We start from the raw sequence: 17,020 nt of genomic DNA on the forward strand, positions 1-17,020 counted from the left end.
AAGTCATACAAAAGGATCAACATAAGTCATTACACTCGACAAAGAGAATAATAATAAAAAGTCCAGAGACCTTCAAGAGAACAGGGTCTCTGGACTTTTTATTTGAAACAAGCGATAGCACTACCGAATCTTAAAGCTCTGCGAGATATTTATAGTTGATTTCTAAAGGAGTACCGTCTTTTACAGCGATAAAGTCAGTCTTATCTGCACCTTCATATGTGCTTTCAGTCCAAGAAAAATCAAGTTGGAAATCATCCACTTTTACTAAAGAACCCACTTCAACATAATGAATCTCTTCTTTGTATAATTCGTAGTTTCCTTCTAATTGGCTATCAACATAATGTCTAGTGAGTACAGGAACGATATAATGAGATGAAGTTCCGGTAAAGACAACTTCATGACGACCATTTTTCTTTAATTGTGTTACCTCATTTTTATCCACACAAGCAGATGAATTTGTTCGAGTGCCGATGACTGTTCCATCTTTGAATGGTTTTGTCACATCACCTAGTAATCCTCCATTTGCTAAGTAGACACTTTCTGGTGTTGAAGACCAGTCATAGTTAGCCATATTTTTCATATTACGAGCGACTGTTACATAATTTTGAGTCAGGTTCAACGGCTCTTCATCAGAAATTTTAAAATCTGGTTTTACGTATTCTTCACGAACGACTGCACCATGATATGCACGCAACATTTGTTTGTCCGCATGTAAAGCAGATAAAGGGCTGTTGATGTCATGAGAAATACCAGTGATTGAACTTCCGGCATCTTCCGCTTGGATATGTGCAATGATCGAACGAGCGCCAGCAACTTGACCTTCACCGATAACAGTGGCACCTTTCCAAGCATAAATATCACGATAAGCATAGATACCAGTACCATTGCTACTTACACCTTTAAGAACAGCGTCATAATAAGGTTTGATGTCATTATCACAATAAATACCATATTCTGCTCCTGATGCTTCGACAGAACCGCCTTCCATTTGGATTTCATTTTTTACTTTCAAACCAATTTTTGAAGCAGAAGCGGTCACTTTGCCTTTACCGTATTTTGTCAGTTTAAATGCTTTGAAATAAGTACCGACATTAATAGCGACATCATCTTGTGTTTGAACCTGCATTTCGCCGTTCCCTCTTAATTCTAGCGTACATTTAGTATTAATCGAATTAATAGTTACAGGTTTTGTGTTGTTAAGTGTAATAACGATAGAAGAAGAGCTATAGATTTTCGCTGTTTCGTTTAAAAGATACTCTCCTTTTTTCGTTGTTAATACATTTGTTCCATCATTTTTAGTTGTGATTGTTGCAGCATAGCCTTTCAAGTCAGTACCTTCAGTTAAAACTGAAGCTGCATCAGCTGGTTGACTGATGAAAAGACCGATTCCCAAAGCCACAAGAGCACCGCAAAATACCTTTTTCAAACTCACCATTTTATCCATCCTCTATTTGTTTTTTTGCTAATGCATAATGATTAACAATGCATTGAATATAACACAAAATAGCTTGTTGTTTTTTCTTATATTTCGTTATTTGTTAAAAATTTTGATAAAAAAATCTTTTTTAATTCTTTTTTTATTATTATTTATTTTAAAAATAAAACACATTACGAAGCTGAAAGCTTTAATAATCTCTAAAAATGATGCGGTAATCTTATATTTTTACTCTATAATTTGGTATGATGAACCTATCTAAAAAAAGCGAGGATAAAACTATGAGCGAAGCACAGATCACCAAAAAAGCAATTTCATCTGCATTGATCGAATTATGTGGACGGAAATTATTTAGTAAAATCAGTGTTCAAGATATTACCAGAGAAGTTGGCTTGAATCGTCAAACGTTTTACTATCATTTCACAGATAAAAATGATTTACTGCGTTGGATATATACGCATGATGCATTGATCTATTTAGATTCTGCCGATATCAGTATCGATAATTGGGAGGAACAGGCGTTAAAGATGCTTAAAACGATCCAAGAAAAAAGTGATTTCTATTACAATACTGTTACTTCGGATTCTGAAATATTGAGAGCGTGCTTTTCTGGGATCACCAATAAATTGTTTATTCATTTATTTGAACAGATGGATAAAGAAAAGCAATTACTTCCAGAGGATAAAGAATTTTATGCACGTTTCTTTTCTTATGGTTGCAGCGGTGTTTTGATCGAATGGATTCTAGGAAGCTATAAAGAATCACCATTAGAAATAGCGACACAGCTGTTTCGTTTAGCTAAAGATACGGAATTTTTCTCATATCGTCTTTATGCTCAGGAAAATGAGCTAATGTGACAAATAGCTCAGAGTGTCTAAAAAGGGGACGGAATGGAAAGGCTATCACAAGACTTTTCTAAAGAATCATTGTACGCTAGGTTCATAAAATGAATCGGAGGGATTCTCATGAAAAAAAGACATATTGGATTAGTTGCTGCAGGAGTTTTAGGCGCAGCCGTTCTTGCTAAAAAGTCATCTGGGGATAAAAAAACAGCAAAGTTGTCTGAAGTAGAAGAAGAAATCAACAGCCGTTATTATGGTGACAAACAAGTCTATTTGATTGGCGGCGGGATTGCGACAATGGCAGCAGCTGCATATTTGATTCGTGATGCGAATTTCAGTGGGAAAAATATCCATGTGATCGAAGGCATGAAAATTCTTGGTGGCAGTAATGATGGCATCGGTACTAATGAAACAGGCTTCGTTGCTCGTGGCGGTCGGATGTTAAATGAAGAAACGTATGAAAACTTCTGGGAATTATTTAGTAGCATCCCTTCACTTGAATGGGCAAATCACAGTGTAACAGAAGAAATTTTGAATTTTGATCATCTACATCCAACACATGCTCAAGCTCGTTTAGTCACAAAAGAACAGGAAATCCTTGATGCGCATACCATGGGCTTTGATAATGAAGATCGTTTAGCAATGTCTAAACTTTTAGCCGTGTCAGAAGAAAGTTTGGATGGTGTGACGATCGAAGAATGGTTCGGTCCACATTTCTTTGAAACGAATTTCTGGTATATGTGGCAAACGACCTTCGCTTTCCAAAAATGGAGTAGTGCGTTTGAATTACGTCGTTATATGAATCGTATGATTTTAGAATTTTCTCGTATCGATACCTTAGAAGGCGTTACACGTACACCATTGAACCAATATGATAGTGTCATTTTGCCTTTGAAAGCTTATTTAGAAAAACATGGAGTTGACTTTACCTTAAATGAAGATGTAGTAGATCTAGAATTTAAGCCTGGCTCTGACATTACGGTTACAGCATTGAAGCTTGGTAATGGAGAAACGATCGAATTAAATGAAGAAGATGTAGTCATTATGACCAATGGCACGATGACAGATAGCTCAACAGAAGGAGACTGGAGTCATCCTGCACCAGAAGTGACAGAAGAATCACGTTCAGCTAGACTTTGGCGTAATATTGCGAAGAAAAAAGCAGGACTTGGCAATCCTGAACCATTTTTCGGAAACGAAAAAGAAACCAATTGGGAAAGCTTCACTGTCACTTGTAACGGAGATAAATTATTAAAACGTATCGAAGAATTCTCCGGCAATATTCCTGGATCAGGTGCACTGATGACCTTAAAAGATTCAAGCTGGCTATTAAGCACCGTTGTGGCCGCACAGCCTCATTTTAAAAATCAAGATCCTGATACAACGATTTTCTGGGGCTACGGAATTTATACAGATAAAATCGGTGATTATGTGAAAAAACCAATGCGTGATTGTACGGGAGAAGAAATTTTGTATGAGTGGATTTGTCAAATGGGCTGGCAAGCAGATTGGGAAGAAATCAAAGAAGATATTGTTAATGTAATTCCTGCTTATATGCCATATATCGATGCACAATTCCAACCACGTAAAATGACAGACCGTCCGTTGGTTGTTCCAGAAAACAGCACAAACTTTGCAATGGTCAGTCAATTTGTTGAGATACCTAAAGATATGGTCTTTACAGAAGAATATTCTGTTCGGGCGGCTCGAATTGCGGTATACACTTTGTTTGATATCGATAAAGAAATCATTCCAGTGACACCGTACAATCGTGATCCTAAGGTATTAGCTAAAGCTGCACAAACGATGTTTAGATGATCGCACCGAAAGTAGACAGCAACTTTTGATCACTACGATTATTTGAAGTAAAGGTATCTGGGACATAACTCTATGAGTGACAATCTAGTCACTTGACATCCGAATAAACGGTGGAAGCAGAAACAACCCCTTCGGAAATAAGCTGAAATTGCTGTAAAACACAACGAGGAACGAGTTGATGCTTTCTCGTCAAAGACTCGTCGCAGATAAACAGTGTTGCACAGTACCTACTTGGTCACAAAAATTTGAAGAGCACCAGGTAGGTACCAATTATCATCAGTTCGTAAACTCACTGTGATGCTTGGCAATTTTCGTGAATTCCAGCTTATTTCTCGGGGTTAAACGTTTCTGTTCCAGCCTCTTTTTTTATTGAAAAAGGCTATGATATTATAGTAGAAGAAAGGAGAGAGCGTCTATGAGAAAAGTGTTATTTGTTTGCTTAGGAAATATTTGCCGTTCACCTATGGCAGAGGCTATTTTTAGGGAAAAGCTTAAGGCTGGAAATTTAGAAGGACAGTTGGCTGTTGCTTCTGCTGCGACAAGTCATTGGGAAGTAGGAAGCTCACCTCATCGAGGTACACAAAAGATTTTAAAGGAACATGGCATTTCATTTAGCGGGATTACAGCCACACAAATCCAAACACAAGATTTTGCTGAATATCATCTGTTGATCGGCATGGATGCCCAAAATGTGGAGGATCTAAAACAGCTTTCACCGACTGAAACGGAAGAGAAAATTCATTTATTTATGGAAAGAGTTCCCGGAAAAGAGACTGTAGATGTACCTGATCCATATTATACGGGAGATTTCGAAGAAACATATCGTTTAGTCGATCAAGGAACCGATGCATGGTTAAGGTATTTAAGCGAAGGAAAAAAATGAATAAAAAATAAAATCTCAGACCAAAGGTGGATGTAACTTTTCAGGGAATATTTTACAATAGAAAAGTAGAGAACTGACAAGAGAACTATCCACTAGATAAAATTGAATGAGATTGGGGAAATGGAAGATGAAACACTTATATAAAACAATGATGTTTGAGACAAGTCTATATTATGGATTGTTGGCGATCGTGCTGCCGCTGATTTATGCAGTTACGTATCATGTCACTTTTATATCTGTTTTTAACACTGAGTGGTTAGCAGTTACATTGTTCCTGTACCCAATCATTTTGCTTTTATCAACGATTCGCTATGGTTATTCTCGCATGAGAAAAGCAAGTCATCTATGATTCGTAAAAAAGTCGTGAATGGGACATAACTCTTTGAGTCATATCCCACTCACGTGGAATCGGAATAAAGGATGGGAACAGAAGCAATTCCTTCTGTTCCCATCCTCGTCTTTTCATAACTATAATGTTAGCTGTTCCATTTGGAAAGCATCTATCATTGCTTGGGTTGCTTTTTTTACAGGGGTGACTGACTCTAGTTCACCTTGAACAGCGATTCGAGTCGTTGCGTACATATCACCGCAGGTAATCAATGTAATCATTTTTTTACCAGGGACATCATCGATCAGCTCAACACGAGATGGATCGATTTTTTCAACATAATTGATCTTATATGTATAGATATTTGTCAAATCAGTCGTGTAAATCAGCTCTCCAGCTTTAGAATACTCTAGTGGTGAAAACAGTGAGACCATATCCTGAACACGGTGACTGGCAAGAGCGTAGTTCCCTTTACCCATTTCTTGATCGGGTTTCATCGTACCTGCACCTGTCAGTAAAACGACATTATCCAACCCTCTAAAAATCGGTAAATTGATTTTTACATCTGGAAGCGCAACTGCACCAATAACGGGCAGATTTTTGTTTTCAAATTGGGCTTTAAGTACAGCTTCTGTACTCAGAGATTCTACAGCTCCAAAATCAAACGAAGTGTCTTGTTGGTTGTTTTTTTCGATTTCTTCTGGTGTAAGTTTCTCTATTGCATAGGCTTTTCCGTTTTGTTGGATCAGAAAGTTTCTGATTTGTGTGTTGAATACTAAAGCTAAACCAACTATAAGCAGTAGAAGTAAGAATATATTGAGCAGCCAATTTCTTTTTCTGGATTTTTTATTTTTAGGTGCTTTTTTTCTTGAGGCCATAAGCTCCCTCCTTTTTACTAAGTGTATCATAATTTGATTTGAAACCCTAGTTTAAAAATCTTATTTTTTTCTAAAAGATTCTTTTAAAAAGGATCGTTAAAAATAGAGGTGCTGTTTTAAAAATTTCGAAATAGCTTTATTACTGACGGTGATAGAATGCGTAAATTTTTAACTCTTTGTAACTGAAACTTAAAATAAAAGACACAAGCTTTTCTTAGAGAAATATTGTAGAATGGAAGTAGCGAAAAACGATAGGGGGGATCGAACACATGATAGACTTGATTTATGTACATATTGATATGACAAGTAATGCAGTTTTATCAAAAGGAATCACACATTCAGACTTTACTCATTCTATCGTTCATCACCCGAAGAATTTACTGTTGTTGAATCCTTCTGCAGAAGAAGGAGAATACGACATGCATAGCGGCTTGAAGATCATCCGTGGAGAAGAGGGTGTGAATCAGTTTTTTTCTACAACACATCGCAGAAAAATGAACGAAGAAATCAAATGGATCGATTTTTCAGATGTGACGATGTTAAAAGAATTGACACCGCTAGAGATCTCTGAATTATTATATTTTGGACATATGAAGACGAGTCTGCATTCGCCGTTCTTTTATAAATTACAGAATAATTTTGTCTTTTTTGAATTTGTAGATCATATGACACGGATTTATTATCGATATATAGACGAATTTTATCGTATCTTAGCGGACAAGATCACACGTGTGATTTTGGAAAAAGTCAATGATCGTAAGACCTTTTTTAAAAGAGGGATTCCCGTTGAAAAGCTGGATGTTGATATTCTAAAAGAGATGAAGTCGATTTTACAAGAAGGTGTGGTTTTTTGCTTTGATCAGATGGACATCAAAGGCAAAGAATATCATATCCCAATACATGTTGTAGAGGATTCGTTATGGAAAACGAAGAATTTTGCCTACCGTAACGAACCGGTGATTGCCATTTTGATCTATAATACTGCAAAGAGATCGTGGCGATTGATCCAAGAAGAAGATTTTGAATTTTCAAGCTTACCAAAACATGCGTAGCATTCACTAAAGATGTCTTCGCGATTCATTAGAAAATAAGAAGTGACTAAGTTAGAGCTTATGCCGTTTAACTTAGTCACTTTTTTGTCGTTTAGATTTTCTTTTGAAGCCGCAACCGTTTGGCGATTTTTTCAATTAGAAAAAGTGCAGGAAGCTGTGACGTTAGTTCGATCGTTTTGTCATAGTTATTGCTGGTTTTATAGATGGTCTCTCGGTTGATCGTATAAGGGATATTTAAATCAGACATTCTACTGATCGTTGAGCTGTCGCTGTTAGTGATGGAGATGATGGGGCATTTTTTTGTGTTTAAACGTTTGATATAGTGGATGATTTCTTTTGTTTCACCAGTAACAGATAATGCGATCACGCAAGTACGTTCAAGAATGTCATCTGGAAACCACTCAATCGGGTAATTAGAAGGATCTTCAATGCGTAAAGCTGTTTGAGATAAGTTGGTAAAATAAAGTGAACCGTAAGCAGCGATCGGTTCAGAGGAGCCTGATCCTAAAAAAAGGACTAAACCTTTATCCGCTAAAAGAGTAACGGCTTGTTCGATTTTACTATCAAGAAAGGGTTCGTTCACACGTTCTAAAAAATGGATGTGCTGTGTTTCATCAACATCGGCAATTTGAGCTTGATTGATCGATTCATAGTATAGCTGCAGTTTTACTTTAAACTCGGAGAAACCAGTACATTCAAACTTATGACAGAACCTTAAAATACTCGCAGTACTTGTATGGGTTTCATCGGCTAAATCTCTAATACGCATGTAAGTGACAGTCTTTAAATGGTTAGCGATGTAATGATAAATTTCGTATTCTAAAGGATTCAAATCTGGAATATAATCTAAAAAAAGCATAGTGTCCTCCTTCTGGTTACAGGCTGTGACAAAATTGTGAGAAATGACAAAAGACGATACTTATCACAAAGAAATGAAAGCGTATAACAAACATTATAATCAATGCTATACTCCAATTATAGGTTGTGAAAGCGCAATCTGCAAGTGAATTAAAATGATTTTTAATCTCATTAAAAAATAAAATTGGAGGATGACGTAAATGAAGATAGAATTTCCTAAAACATTTTTTTGGGGAGCAGCATCAAGCGCTACGCAAGCAGAAGGAAGAGAACGAGAAGATGGGAAAGGAGAAAATATTTGGGATTATGCATCAAAAGAGTACAACCATCGTTTTTATGACGGCGTGACTACAGAAAACACGTCCTACTTTTATCGAGACTATGAACAAGATATCCAGAAAATGCAGGATATTTCTTTTAACTCATTCCGAACGTCGATTTCATGGTCGCGTCTTATACCAAAAGGGACAGGAGCCGTTAACCCCAAGGCAGTTGAATTTTATAATAAGATGATTGATAAGCTGCTTGAAAAGGGCATTGAACCGTTCATCAACTTATATCATTTTGATATGCCAATGGAGCTTCAAAATCAAGGTGGATTTGAAAATCGAGAGGTAGTGGCCGCCTATAAAGAGTATGCGAAAACTTGTTTTGAACTATTTGGTGATCGAGTGAAGTATTGGTTTACTTTTAATGAGCCAATGATTCCAGCAGAAGCTGGCTATCTTCACGATCGACATTACCCCTATGTTGTTGATTTTAAACGGGCAGCATCGGTTTTGCACAATATCATCGTGGCGCATTGTGAAGCGGTTCAGATTTATCGTGAAATGAAACTACCCGGAAAAATCGGGATCATCATGGACGTGATTCCTGTTTATCCCCGCAGCCAGAACCCCGCAGATCTGCATGCTGCTGAGATGGCAGATCTATTTTATACAAAGAGTGTGAATGATGCTATTTTGAAAGGAAAATATCCGGCGAAGCTGAAAGAAGTTTTAATAAAGTATGATCAGTTACCAGAAATTTCGGCTACTGACATCACCTTGATCAGTGAAACGAGCATTGATTTGCTGGGCATCAATTACTACCGCCCCCGCAGAGTCAAAGCTAAAGAATGTCTGCCAAACCCAGAAGGTGTTTTTTCACCAGAATGGTTTTTTGATGAATACGTGATGCCAGGTAGAAGGATGAATACGTCACGAGGAATCGAGATCTATCCTAAAGGAATTTATGATATTGCTAAGAAAATCCAAACGGAGTATGGAAATATCGATTGGTTTGTTTCTGAAAATGGAATCGGGATCGAAGGAGAAGAAGCGTTTATAGAAGAAGGGATCGTACAAGATCAGTATCGGATCGATTTTTTGAAGGAGCATTTGACTTATTTGAAAAAAGCAATGGAGGAGGGCAGTAATTGTTTAGGTTATCATATGTGGACGTTTGTGGATTGTTGGTCATGGGGAAACGCATATAAAAACCGTTATGGCTTTTATCGATTGGAGCTGGAAACAGGGGAAAAGAGTGTAAAAAAATCTGGTTTGTGGTTCAAAGAGCTGGTTCAACAAAACGGATTTGATTAAAGAAGGGAGATAAATTCTTATGATGAAGATGTTTGATAATTTAGCGATGAGATTACTGCCGATCGCCAACGCGATTGGGAATCAGCGGCATTTACAGGCAATACGAAATGGCTTGATTTCCATTTTACCACTGACGATCGTAGGGTCATTTTTCACCATACTACTTAACTTGCCGATTCCCGGGTATTCAGAAATGATTGCACCTTATCTGGCAGCGCTGGATGTCCCTTTTCGATTTACTGTTGGGTTGATGTCGCTGTATGCAGCATTTACGATTGGTTCATTTCTGGGAAATACGTATAAGCTAGACAAGATCACAAGCGGCTTTCTTTCAATGCTGGCAACGTTATTAATGGTTGTACCAGTCAATCTTCAAGAAGGGGTGGATGTGGCAGGTAATGCAGTTGCTGGTGGTCGTTATATTCCTATCACACCGTTAGGTTCTCAAGGGCTGTTTGGTGCAATCGTGGCAGCGTTGATTTCTGTGGAGATTTATCGTTTTACGAAAGAAAAAAATTTAGAAATCAAAATGCCAGAAGGTGTTCCACCCGTTGTAGGTGAGTCATTTGCAGCCTTGTTACCAACCTTGTTAGTAATTTTGCTTTTTTGGGTTCCTAGACATTTTTTCAATTTTAATTTAAATGATTTGCTTAGTTTAGCTATTTCGCCATTGAAAGTCTTTTTAACAGGGAATAATTTATTTGGCGGTATTATCACGCAATTTATGATTTGTCTATTTTGGGCGCTGGGGATTCACGGCCATGCTGTTTTAGGTCCGATCATCCGTCCGTTTTGGGATCAGGCGATCTTAGAAAATGCGGAGCTGTTCCAAAATGGAACAAGTGCGTTTCAATTACCTAATATTTTTACTGAACAATTTTATCAATGGTATGCCCAAATGGGTGGGACGGGAGCGACCTTAGCATTAGTATTCTTGTTCTTATTTTCTAAATCTAAGTACTTAAAGCAATTAGGAAAACTATCGATTTTACCGGGGATTTTTAATATCAATGAACCAGTGATTTTTGGTACACCGATCGTCATGAATCCATTATTGGCGATTCCTTTTATCTTGGTTCCAATCGCGAATACGATTTTAGTTTATATCGTAACAGCACTAGGTTGGATGCCGAAAATGATGGTTAAACCGCCATTTTCCATACCGGCGCCTTTAGGAGCTCTGATTACTTCAAATTGGAATTGGGTCGCTTGTGTGATGGTATTTGTCTGTTTCGGGGTGTCTTTGGCGATTTATTATCCATTTTTCAAGATGTTTGAAAAGATTCAAGTAGAACAGGAATTACAAGAGGCGGCGACAGAAAATACTGAAGCTTAAACAGATGTGGAGGGATGAAGATGCTTTATATCATGTGCGGCTGTATTATCTTTGCGACGCATTATTTATTGAAAGACAATCATTGGCTGCTTCAAAAAAGACTGCGGGATTTGATTTTTGGAACGATTTTGCTCATTAGCATAGCCGTAATAATCAGCACATGGATCGGTAGCTTACTCCCAGTTATTGTGATAACGCTGGTAGGAGCAACGGTATTGCAGATTAAATATACAAATCAGAGCGTTATTCGAAACATGCATTGATTCAAGAGTGTAGTTTACGGTTGTATTCTTAGGAAGAAGCAAGATATGGTTTGGGAGCGAGAGGGAACGACGTTTAGCTCCGAGGAATAGCAAGAAATTCACGAGAATGGTTCTTTCAATTTTGTGAGTTTCTTGCTATTTTCAAAGGAGTTGCTTTTATTTCACTGTTTATTTGAAGTTAGTCTTCAGGATTATTCCTGCTTAGGATCAATCTTTGCTTCAGTGTTATTTGCTTTATCTTTCAGTGCGTCTTCGATTTCTTTATGCAGGAAGTATGAAATCACTGTTCGAATCACTACTAAGATTGCGAGTTTCAAAATATCTTGAAAAGTTGGCTTGATAATTGATTCGATAATATCTGCTGCGATAAGTATTTCTAAACTTAGCAAGATATAACTACCTAAAAAGCTTTTGATGAAATTATTTTGCCTAGTCATGCTCATACGATTTCGATCGGTACGTTCACTTTTGATAAAATCAATACCAGCCATGATTACACCCCAAATCAACACAAAGATTGAGAATATGTTCAAAGCTAAGATGAACAAATCAAAAAAAGGAATCAAGTCATTCATGATTGTTTGAGCTAAATCGTGCATTTTATCTTCCTCCTTCTGATCTACTTAAACAATTTTTCGAGCAGCAACCAAAAGCATCATTGGTCTGCGTAGTTCGTTTCTCATTTCAACGCTAGATTCTAGCATTTCTGGAGCGGGCATTGGTTCAACGATTCTGGTAATTTGGAAGCCGTTTGTCAATAAGCCATCCAGATAAGTGGTCAAAGTCTTATGGTATTTCATCACTGTTTCTCCTAAAAAGGTTGTTTCACGAATACTTTCATCAAAATAGCGATCGACTGGCCAATAAATAGGATTACCTTGTTGGTCATAAATCCAATCTTCTGTTCCCTGGGCGGTAAAAATCGGATGCTCAGCAGAAAAAATAAAGTCCCCATTAGGAGTCAAACAGTGGTTGACTTTCTTTGCGATTTGCTCAAACGAAGCAACATAGTGAAGTGCCAATGAACTAAGGACTATATCAAACTGTTCGTTTAAACCTTCGATTTCCTCCATGCCCATTAATTGATAGCTGATTTTGGGTGAATCTGTCATTTCTTTGGCTTTTTCGATCATTTTTTCAGATAAATCGATACCGATGACTTTTTCAGCGCCATTTTCAACCGCATAGCGGCAGTGCCAACCATATCCACAACCAAGGTCCAGTACGGTTTTTCCTGTGAAATCTGGCAGTAATTTTTTTAATTCATGCCATTCTCCAGCGCCGTCAAGTCCTTTTCTTGAACGATCCATTTGACTATAGGCTTCAAAAAAATTAGGATTATCATATTCATTTTTCATCAAGCTGCCTCCCTTTGATCAATGACTTCATCGTATCTTCTATTGTATCAGATTGCGAAGTGATTACCCACGAAAGAGCGTTAAATAAATGTATGACCGCATTCTTGCAAGGTGTGGATCGCTTTATCTTTGTCTTGATTTTTTAGTAAAAGATAGTCTGTATTATAGGTTGATACGGCAAATATAGAAAGTTTATTTTCAGCTAGCGGGTTTGCTAATTGCACAAGGATTCCAACTAAGGAGAAATCTAAGACGCCGACAATTTGAATGACAAACCAGCCTGAATCTACGGCTAGTGCGGCTGTTGTTTCGAGAGTATTTGTTGGAACAATGATCGAACATTCTTCCTTTGTATAAGTTACACTTTTAAAATCTGTTATGTCATGAAACGATGGTGGGATTTTATGGGTATTAGGAAATTTAATAATCGAAAAATCAACAGTATCAAGTATAGATAATTGCACGTTGGCCCCTCCTTTTGTTCAAATGGATGTCTGGAAAAAGACTTGCGCATCGCCTGGCGGCAAAGAGCGATTTTCTGTATCTTGAAAGTCTGCATATTTGCACAATGACTGCGTAAAATGTTTATCTTCAGTAACGAGTAAAATTAATTGCTTAACTTCAGGAAAATGCTGCTTAACAAATTCAGGGAGTATTTGAAGTGCTCTACTAACATGTCCATTTCGCAAATGGCGATAATCAGTAGAGATGTCTTCTACGATCAGGCAGTCTGTTGTTGGAAACTCCCCTGAGCAGTAATGTAAGGTAAAGAACGTAACCAAGACTTCGTTTTCAAAAGCCAAAACAGAATGACGATTAGAATCTTTAACTGCTAGTTGTGGCGCACGGACATAGCGAAGTTTTCTTTCTGATAGACAGTAATTATCAATGAATGTCTGGTGTGTATCATTATACAGAGTAAGGTACATGATTTTTCCTCCTACTACTTCATCGCATGGGGGACGATCGTCTATAAAAAATTCTTACTATTTATAGTATAACTTTTTTAATGTTATTTTCTAGCACATTTTTGATAAATTTTTTAATAGATTTAAAAAAGAAAAAACCGCTGGTAAGTTTGATGTGCTCACCAGCAGTTTTTCTATTTTATTTGGCGGTTGTCATTTTTTGACAACGTACTTACTTTCTTTATGTGTTCAACAGTAATCATCCGAATTTGTTGGCTGTCTTCTTGAGATCTCAGCATGATCGAATCACCGATGCTTTTGGAGACGATCCAACCGGAAACTGTTTCAAATTTTTGGGAAGTCGGCACTTCCTTTAATTGTAAAACAACTAAACTCTTTTGAGCAGAAGCAACTTGTAATTTCTTAAGAATTTCTTCACGCTCTTTATTTTTATTTTGTTTATCTTTAGCGTCGTCTAAAAATGCCGAAAAGAAACTTTGGGAAGATTGGCTGATCAATTTTGAAATGCTTTTCATTGTTGATTTGTGGTCATTATCCATTCTTCTACCTCCTTTACGAATTTACTATGTTTATCAGACACTGTATGTTCAGATAGTATTATTCTACCTAAAATTTAGAAAAAATTCAAGAAAATATGTTCGTACTTCGCTTTTGCAAATCATTCTTACTTGATTTTTTCGTTAGATTAAGTAATATAAAGAGGTACAGATTACTCGTATTTAGTAGTTTGTTTTGAAAGTTGAGATGAATGATAAAGACTTTCAACCTAAAAGAGGGAGATTCTGATGAAACAAAAAAAAATTAAGAATTCAAACACTTATTTAATAGCATTACTTAGTATAACTGTTGCCGCAGGAGCACTGTTGGCGAAGATGGCACCTATGGAAGAAGGTCACGGCTTTTCTGCACTCTTTAGCGAAGAACCAGCAGAAGAGGTAAAATCAACGCAAACAAGCGAAAGCAAACAAAAACCCAAAGAAGTAAAAAAATTAACGTACATTGAACAAGTAAATGAAAAGCTAAATCAAGGGAAATTCGCTAATCGTATGCCAATCAATTTACTGCTGCAAACAGACGACCGCTGGAAATCAACACCTTACGGGATCGGAAATCCAGACGGTAATACATTGGAAATCAATGGTTGTGCAATTGTCTCTTTAGCAATGGTTTCTTCTTTTTTAGATAAAAAAGAGTGTACACCGCAGGATATTTTAGATTGGTCAAAAAATGACTACTATTTAGAAGGGGAAGGGACTGCTTGGGCAGTGTTCTCTGATTTTGCTATGGTTAAAGGATATCAGTTCGAAGATTTAGAAAATGATATGACTGCAGTTGAGGAACACTTGAAACAGCAGCATCCCGTCATTATTTCAGTAAAACCTGGAGTATTCACCGAGACAGGGCATATTATGGTACTTAGCGGAACGAACAACGGCAAATTTTGGGTTAACGATCCGAATGATTCTGAGGAAAAAGGTCATTCTATCAAGGAATTTACTGCAGACGAATTACTAAACGAAGCATTAAACTTCTGGACTATTTATAAATAAATCAACGCAGAACAAGAGGCCGCATTTTTTAGGTGGTCTTGTTGCTCTGCTTTTCAGAAAGAAAAGAAAACGCTTTATTTTTCCGAAGAATTGTTGACATGGGATGGTTCCCACATTGTAAAATGAAGACATAAAAAGGAAATGGAGTGAACAAAATGAAAATTATTATTGAAAAAGATTTTGAAGCAATGAGTGAGACAACTAAAAATATCTTATTAGGACATATGAGTCAAGATAAACGAGTAAACTTATCGATTACAGCAGGTAATACGCCTGTTGGTGTTTATAAAAGAATGGTGGAAATCGTAAAAGATTCTCCAGATTATGCCAATGTTCATTATTATAATTTTGATGAAATTCCTGTGCCGGATCAAGTGGAAGGGATCACGATTTCTGATTTGAGAAAATTATATTTAACACCTGCGAATATCAATGAGGAAAATATCCATCCTCTGACTGTGGAAAATTATGCAGAGCAAGACAAACGTTTAGCATTAGACGGCGGGTTAGACGCGATGATGATCGGTTTAGGTGGAGATGGTCATTTTTGTGGTAATATGCCAACGACAACAAGCTTTGAGAATTTAACGTACAAGGTGAAAGTTACTGGAGATGAGCCGTGGTTTGTACCAGGTGAAATGATCAAAGGCATGGAATTTGTCACGATGGGCCCTGTTAGCGTGATGCGGGTAAAACATCTGATTTTGATCGTTAACGGCGAGAAAAAAGCTGAGATGGTAAAAAATGTGCTACAAGGACCGGTCACGGAAGAATTTCCAGCCTCTGTGTTACAGCTTCATCCTAACTTAACAGTAATTCTAGATGAAGCAGCTGCTAGTAAATTAGAGAAATAATTTTGTGAGAATAGACGAATGAATAGAGGCAGGGATAGAAACGTTTAACCCCAAGAAATAAGAAGGAATTCACGAAAATTGTTCTTCAAATTTTTGTGAATTTCAGCTTATTTCCGAAGGGGTTGTTTCTGCTTCCGCCGTTTATTCGGATTCTAAATGACTAGATTGTCACTCATAGTTAGTTTCTTTTTTACGTTTACAAACATATGTTCTCGTGATATTCTTATATAAAAGAGAATAAGGTGGGATATTTTATGGAAAAGATTCGCTGCGATTGGGCACGTGGGAGTGCATTAGAAGAAAAATATCATGATGAAGAATGGGGCACTGCTGAACATGACGACCATAAATTATTTGAAATGCTAGTTTTAGAAAGTATGCAGGCGGGATTGAGCTGGTCGACGATCCTCAAAAAAAGAGCAACAATAGCAAGTGCTTTTGATCAATTTGATTATGAAAAAATTGCTGAATACCAGCAAGAAAAAATCGATTCTTTACTGGAAGATCCGGGAATCATCAGGAATAAACTGAAAATCGCAGCCACAATCAACAATGCACAAGTTTTTATGCGTGTTCAAAAAGAGTATGGCAGTTTTGATCGGTTTATTTGGTCTTATGTAGATAATGAACCGATTCGTAATCATTGGAAAGATATCAAAGAAGTTCCAGCTACAACAGCCTTGTCTGATCAGATAAGTAAAGATCTAAAGAAATTAGGCTTTAAATTTTTAGGCACGACTACAGTCTATGCTTTTATGCAGGCAACTGGAATAGTGGACGATCATCTGCAAAGCTGTTTTAAAAGCACGTTAAATTAAATTTTTTTTACATTTATACGCTAAAAACCATAGATTCCTTGATAGTTACAGTTTCTCGAACCTTTTTTATAAAAAACAATGAAAGAATGATCAACTACCTCTTGTACTTTTTCAGAAATAAGATAAGCTTAAACTAACGGATTATAGATATTTGCTATGTTAGGCCGCCTTTTTTGTTGTTGGTTGGTAGCTTCATATATGAAAAGGGGCAGATTATTTTTGATGATACAATCGA

19 protein-coding genes are annotated in these 17,020 nt (G+C 37.0%); 11 read left to right on the forward strand and 8 right to left on the reverse strand.

Going from position 1 to position 17,020, the window contains the following annotated elements:
* Positions 1 to 130 precede the first annotated feature (130 nt).
* Entirely contained in the window at positions 131 to 1,435 is a 1,305-nt protein-coding gene (locus tag BCR25_RS14840) for a hypothetical protein (protein WP_069664368.1), read from the reverse strand.
* A gap of 281 nt (positions 1,436 to 1,716) precedes the next feature.
* Here BCR25_RS14840 and BCR25_RS14845 point away from each other — a divergent pair, with 281 nt between their 5' ends.
* The 4 genes from BCR25_RS14845 to BCR25_RS14860 all read left to right on the forward strand — a co-directional run bounded on the left by BCR25_RS14845 (position 1,717) and on the right by BCR25_RS14860 (position 5,327).
* Entirely contained in the window at positions 1,717 to 2,292 is a 576-nt protein-coding gene (locus BCR25_RS14845; RefSeq protein ID WP_069664369.1) for a TetR/AcrR family transcriptional regulator, read from the forward strand.
* Between the two features lie 108 nt (positions 2,293 to 2,400).
* Complete coding sequence (locus BCR25_RS14850; RefSeq protein WP_069664370.1) at positions 2,401 to 4,095, forward strand: oleate hydratase; 1,695 nt, start codon at positions 2,401 to 2,403, stop codon at positions 4,093 to 4,095.
* Between the two features lie 415 nt (positions 4,096 to 4,510).
* Positions 4,511 to 4,978: a low molecular weight protein-tyrosine-phosphatase gene (locus BCR25_RS14855; RefSeq protein WP_069664371.1), complete on the forward strand. Its 468-nt coding sequence runs from the start codon at positions 4,511 to 4,513 to the stop codon at positions 4,976 to 4,978.
* 127 nt (positions 4,979 to 5,105) lie between these two features.
* Positions 5,106 to 5,327, forward strand: a complete 222-nt coding sequence (locus BCR25_RS14860) for a hypothetical protein (protein ID WP_069664372.1) — start codon at positions 5,106 to 5,108, stop codon at positions 5,325 to 5,327.
* A gap of 119 nt (positions 5,328 to 5,446) precedes the next feature.
* Here the strand turns inward: BCR25_RS14860 and BCR25_RS14865 are convergent, their stop codons facing one another.
* The gene (locus BCR25_RS14865) at positions 5,447 to 6,184 is read right to left on the reverse strand and encodes a class A sortase (protein ID WP_069664373.1); all 738 of its coding nucleotides are present in this window, start codon (positions 6,182 to 6,184) and stop codon (positions 5,447 to 5,449) included.
* A gap of 269 nt (positions 6,185 to 6,453) precedes the next feature.
* Here BCR25_RS14865 and BCR25_RS14870 point away from each other — a divergent pair, with 269 nt between their 5' ends.
* Positions 6,454 to 7,236, forward strand: a complete 783-nt coding sequence (locus BCR25_RS14870) for a hypothetical protein (RefSeq protein WP_069664374.1) — start codon at positions 6,454 to 6,456, stop codon at positions 7,234 to 7,236.
* Between the two features lie 91 nt (positions 7,237 to 7,327).
* Here BCR25_RS14870 and BCR25_RS14875 read toward each other — a convergent pair whose 3' ends face one another.
* Positions 7,328 to 8,095: a MurR/RpiR family transcriptional regulator gene (locus BCR25_RS14875; RefSeq protein WP_069664375.1), complete on the reverse strand. Its 768-nt coding sequence runs from the start codon at positions 8,093 to 8,095 to the stop codon at positions 7,328 to 7,330.
* A 199-nt stretch (positions 8,096 to 8,294) separates the two neighbouring features.
* On the opposite strand from BCR25_RS14875, the gene BCR25_RS14880 reads away from it, so the two are divergent.
* Genes BCR25_RS14880 through BCR25_RS14890 form a run of 3 tightly spaced genes read left to right on the forward strand, consistent with a single transcriptional unit; the run spans position 8,295 to position 11,276 of the window.
* The gene (locus BCR25_RS14880) at positions 8,295 to 9,677 is read left to right on the forward strand and encodes a glycoside hydrolase family 1 protein (protein ID WP_069664376.1); all 1,383 of its coding nucleotides are present in this window, start codon (positions 8,295 to 8,297) and stop codon (positions 9,675 to 9,677) included.
* Between the two features lie 22 nt (positions 9,678 to 9,699).
* Positions 9,700 to 11,013 (forward strand): PTS sugar transporter subunit IIC, encoded by a 1,314-nt coding sequence (locus tag BCR25_RS14885; RefSeq protein WP_069664493.1) that lies wholly within the window; start codon positions 9,700 to 9,702, stop codon positions 11,011 to 11,013.
* 20 nt (positions 11,014 to 11,033) lie between these two features.
* A complete protein-coding gene (locus BCR25_RS14890) occupies positions 11,034 to 11,276 on the forward strand; it encodes a hypothetical protein (protein WP_069664377.1) in 243 nt (80 codons plus the stop codon).
* Between the two features lie 191 nt (positions 11,277 to 11,467).
* Here the strand turns inward: BCR25_RS14890 and BCR25_RS14895 are convergent, their stop codons facing one another.
* The 5 genes from BCR25_RS14895 to BCR25_RS14915 all read right to left on the reverse strand — a co-directional run bounded on the left by BCR25_RS14895 (position 11,468) and on the right by BCR25_RS14915 (position 14,102).
* Complete coding sequence (locus BCR25_RS14895) at positions 11,468 to 11,875, reverse strand: DUF1622 domain-containing protein (RefSeq protein WP_069664378.1); 408 nt, start codon at positions 11,873 to 11,875, stop codon at positions 11,468 to 11,470.
* A 24-nt stretch (positions 11,876 to 11,899) separates the two neighbouring features.
* Complete coding sequence (locus BCR25_RS14900; RefSeq protein ID WP_069664379.1) at positions 11,900 to 12,634, reverse strand: class I SAM-dependent methyltransferase; 735 nt, start codon at positions 12,632 to 12,634, stop codon at positions 11,900 to 11,902.
* A gap of 80 nt (positions 12,635 to 12,714) precedes the next feature.
* Entirely contained in the window at positions 12,715 to 13,098 is a 384-nt protein-coding gene (locus BCR25_RS14905; protein WP_069664380.1) for an ACT domain-containing protein, read from the reverse strand.
* 18 nt (positions 13,099 to 13,116) lie between these two features.
* Positions 13,117 to 13,563, reverse strand: coding sequence for a GNAT family N-acetyltransferase (locus BCR25_RS14910; protein ID WP_069664381.1), 447 nt, complete (start codon positions 13,561 to 13,563; stop codon positions 13,117 to 13,119).
* 173 nt (positions 13,564 to 13,736) lie between these two features.
* Positions 13,737 to 14,102 carry a hypothetical protein gene (locus tag BCR25_RS14915; protein ID WP_069664382.1) on the reverse strand — a complete coding sequence of 122 codons (366 nt, stop codon included), beginning with the start codon at positions 14,100 to 14,102 and terminating at the stop codon, positions 13,737 to 13,739.
* 246 nt (positions 14,103 to 14,348) lie between these two features.
* On the opposite strand from BCR25_RS14915, the gene BCR25_RS14920 reads away from it, so the two are divergent.
* The 3 genes from BCR25_RS14920 to BCR25_RS14930 all read left to right on the forward strand — a co-directional run bounded on the left by BCR25_RS14920 (position 14,349) and on the right by BCR25_RS14930 (position 16,785).
* Positions 14,349 to 15,113: a C39 family peptidase gene (locus BCR25_RS14920; RefSeq protein WP_069664383.1), complete on the forward strand. Its 765-nt coding sequence runs from the start codon at positions 14,349 to 14,351 to the stop codon at positions 15,111 to 15,113.
* 155 nt (positions 15,114 to 15,268) lie between these two features.
* Positions 15,269 to 15,967 carry a glucosamine-6-phosphate deaminase gene (locus tag BCR25_RS14925; RefSeq protein ID WP_069664384.1) on the forward strand — a complete coding sequence of 233 codons (699 nt, stop codon included), beginning with the start codon at positions 15,269 to 15,271 and terminating at the stop codon, positions 15,965 to 15,967.
* A gap of 254 nt (positions 15,968 to 16,221) precedes the next feature.
* Positions 16,222 to 16,785 carry a DNA-3-methyladenine glycosylase I gene (locus tag BCR25_RS14930; protein WP_069664385.1) on the forward strand — a complete coding sequence of 188 codons (564 nt, stop codon included), beginning with the start codon at positions 16,222 to 16,224 and terminating at the stop codon, positions 16,783 to 16,785.
* Positions 16,786 to 17,020 lie beyond the last annotated feature (235 nt).

Origin of the sequence: Enterococcus termitis, assembly GCF_001730305.1 — a bacterium.
Classification (GTDB): domain Bacteria; phylum Bacillota; class Bacilli; order Lactobacillales; family Enterococcaceae; genus Enterococcus_L; species Enterococcus_L termitis.

What these genes read in the sequence shown, in the direction of transcription:
- BCR25_RS14855 (WP_069664371.1), top strand. Translation starts at nt 4,511, where the DNA reads ATGAGAAAAGTGTTATTTGTTTGCTTAGGAAATATTTGCCGTTCACCT.
- BCR25_RS14890 (WP_069664377.1), top strand. Translation starts at nt 11,034, where the DNA reads ATGCTTTATATCATGTGCGGCTGTATTATCTTTGCGACGCATTATTTA.
- BCR25_RS14875 (WP_069664375.1), bottom strand. Translation starts at nt 8,095, where the DNA reads ATGCTTTTTTTAGATTATATTCCAGATTTGAATCCTTTAGAATACGAA.
- BCR25_RS14910 (WP_069664381.1), bottom strand. Translation starts at nt 13,563, where the DNA reads ATGTACCTTACTCTGTATAATGATACACACCAGACATTCATTGATAAT.
- BCR25_RS14865 (WP_069664373.1), bottom strand. Translation starts at nt 6,184, where the DNA reads ATGGCCTCAAGAAAAAAAGCACCTAAAAATAAAAAATCCAGAAAAAGA.
- BCR25_RS14860 (WP_069664372.1), top strand. Translation starts at nt 5,106, where the DNA reads ATGAAACACTTATATAAAACAATGATGTTTGAGACAAGTCTATATTAT.
- BCR25_RS14895 (WP_069664378.1), bottom strand. Translation starts at nt 11,875, where the DNA reads ATGCACGATTTAGCTCAAACAATCATGAATGACTTGATTCCTTTTTTT.
- BCR25_RS14840 (WP_069664368.1), bottom strand. Translation starts at nt 1,435, where the DNA reads ATGGTGAGTTTGAAAAAGGTATTTTGCGGTGCTCTTGTGGCTTTGGGA.
- BCR25_RS14930 (WP_069664385.1), top strand. Translation starts at nt 16,222, where the DNA reads ATGGAAAAGATTCGCTGCGATTGGGCACGTGGGAGTGCATTAGAAGAA.
- BCR25_RS14920 (WP_069664383.1), top strand. Translation starts at nt 14,349, where the DNA reads ATGAAACAAAAAAAAATTAAGAATTCAAACACTTATTTAATAGCATTA.
- BCR25_RS14925 (WP_069664384.1), top strand. Translation starts at nt 15,269, where the DNA reads ATGAAAATTATTATTGAAAAAGATTTTGAAGCAATGAGTGAGACAACT.
- BCR25_RS14885 (WP_069664493.1), top strand. Translation starts at nt 9,700, where the DNA reads ATGAAGATGTTTGATAATTTAGCGATGAGATTACTGCCGATCGCCAAC.
- BCR25_RS14845 (WP_069664369.1), top strand. Translation starts at nt 1,717, where the DNA reads ATGAGCGAAGCACAGATCACCAAAAAAGCAATTTCATCTGCATTGATC.
- BCR25_RS14850 (WP_069664370.1), top strand. Translation starts at nt 2,401, where the DNA reads ATGAAAAAAAGACATATTGGATTAGTTGCTGCAGGAGTTTTAGGCGCA.
- BCR25_RS14915 (WP_069664382.1), bottom strand. Translation starts at nt 14,102, where the DNA reads ATGGATAATGACCACAAATCAACAATGAAAAGCATTTCAAAATTGATC.
- BCR25_RS14880 (WP_069664376.1), top strand. Translation starts at nt 8,295, where the DNA reads ATGAAGATAGAATTTCCTAAAACATTTTTTTGGGGAGCAGCATCAAGC.
- BCR25_RS14870 (WP_069664374.1), top strand. Translation starts at nt 6,454, where the DNA reads ATGATAGACTTGATTTATGTACATATTGATATGACAAGTAATGCAGTT.
- BCR25_RS14900 (WP_069664379.1), bottom strand. Translation starts at nt 12,634, where the DNA reads ATGAAAAATGAATATGATAATCCTAATTTTTTTGAAGCCTATAGTCAA.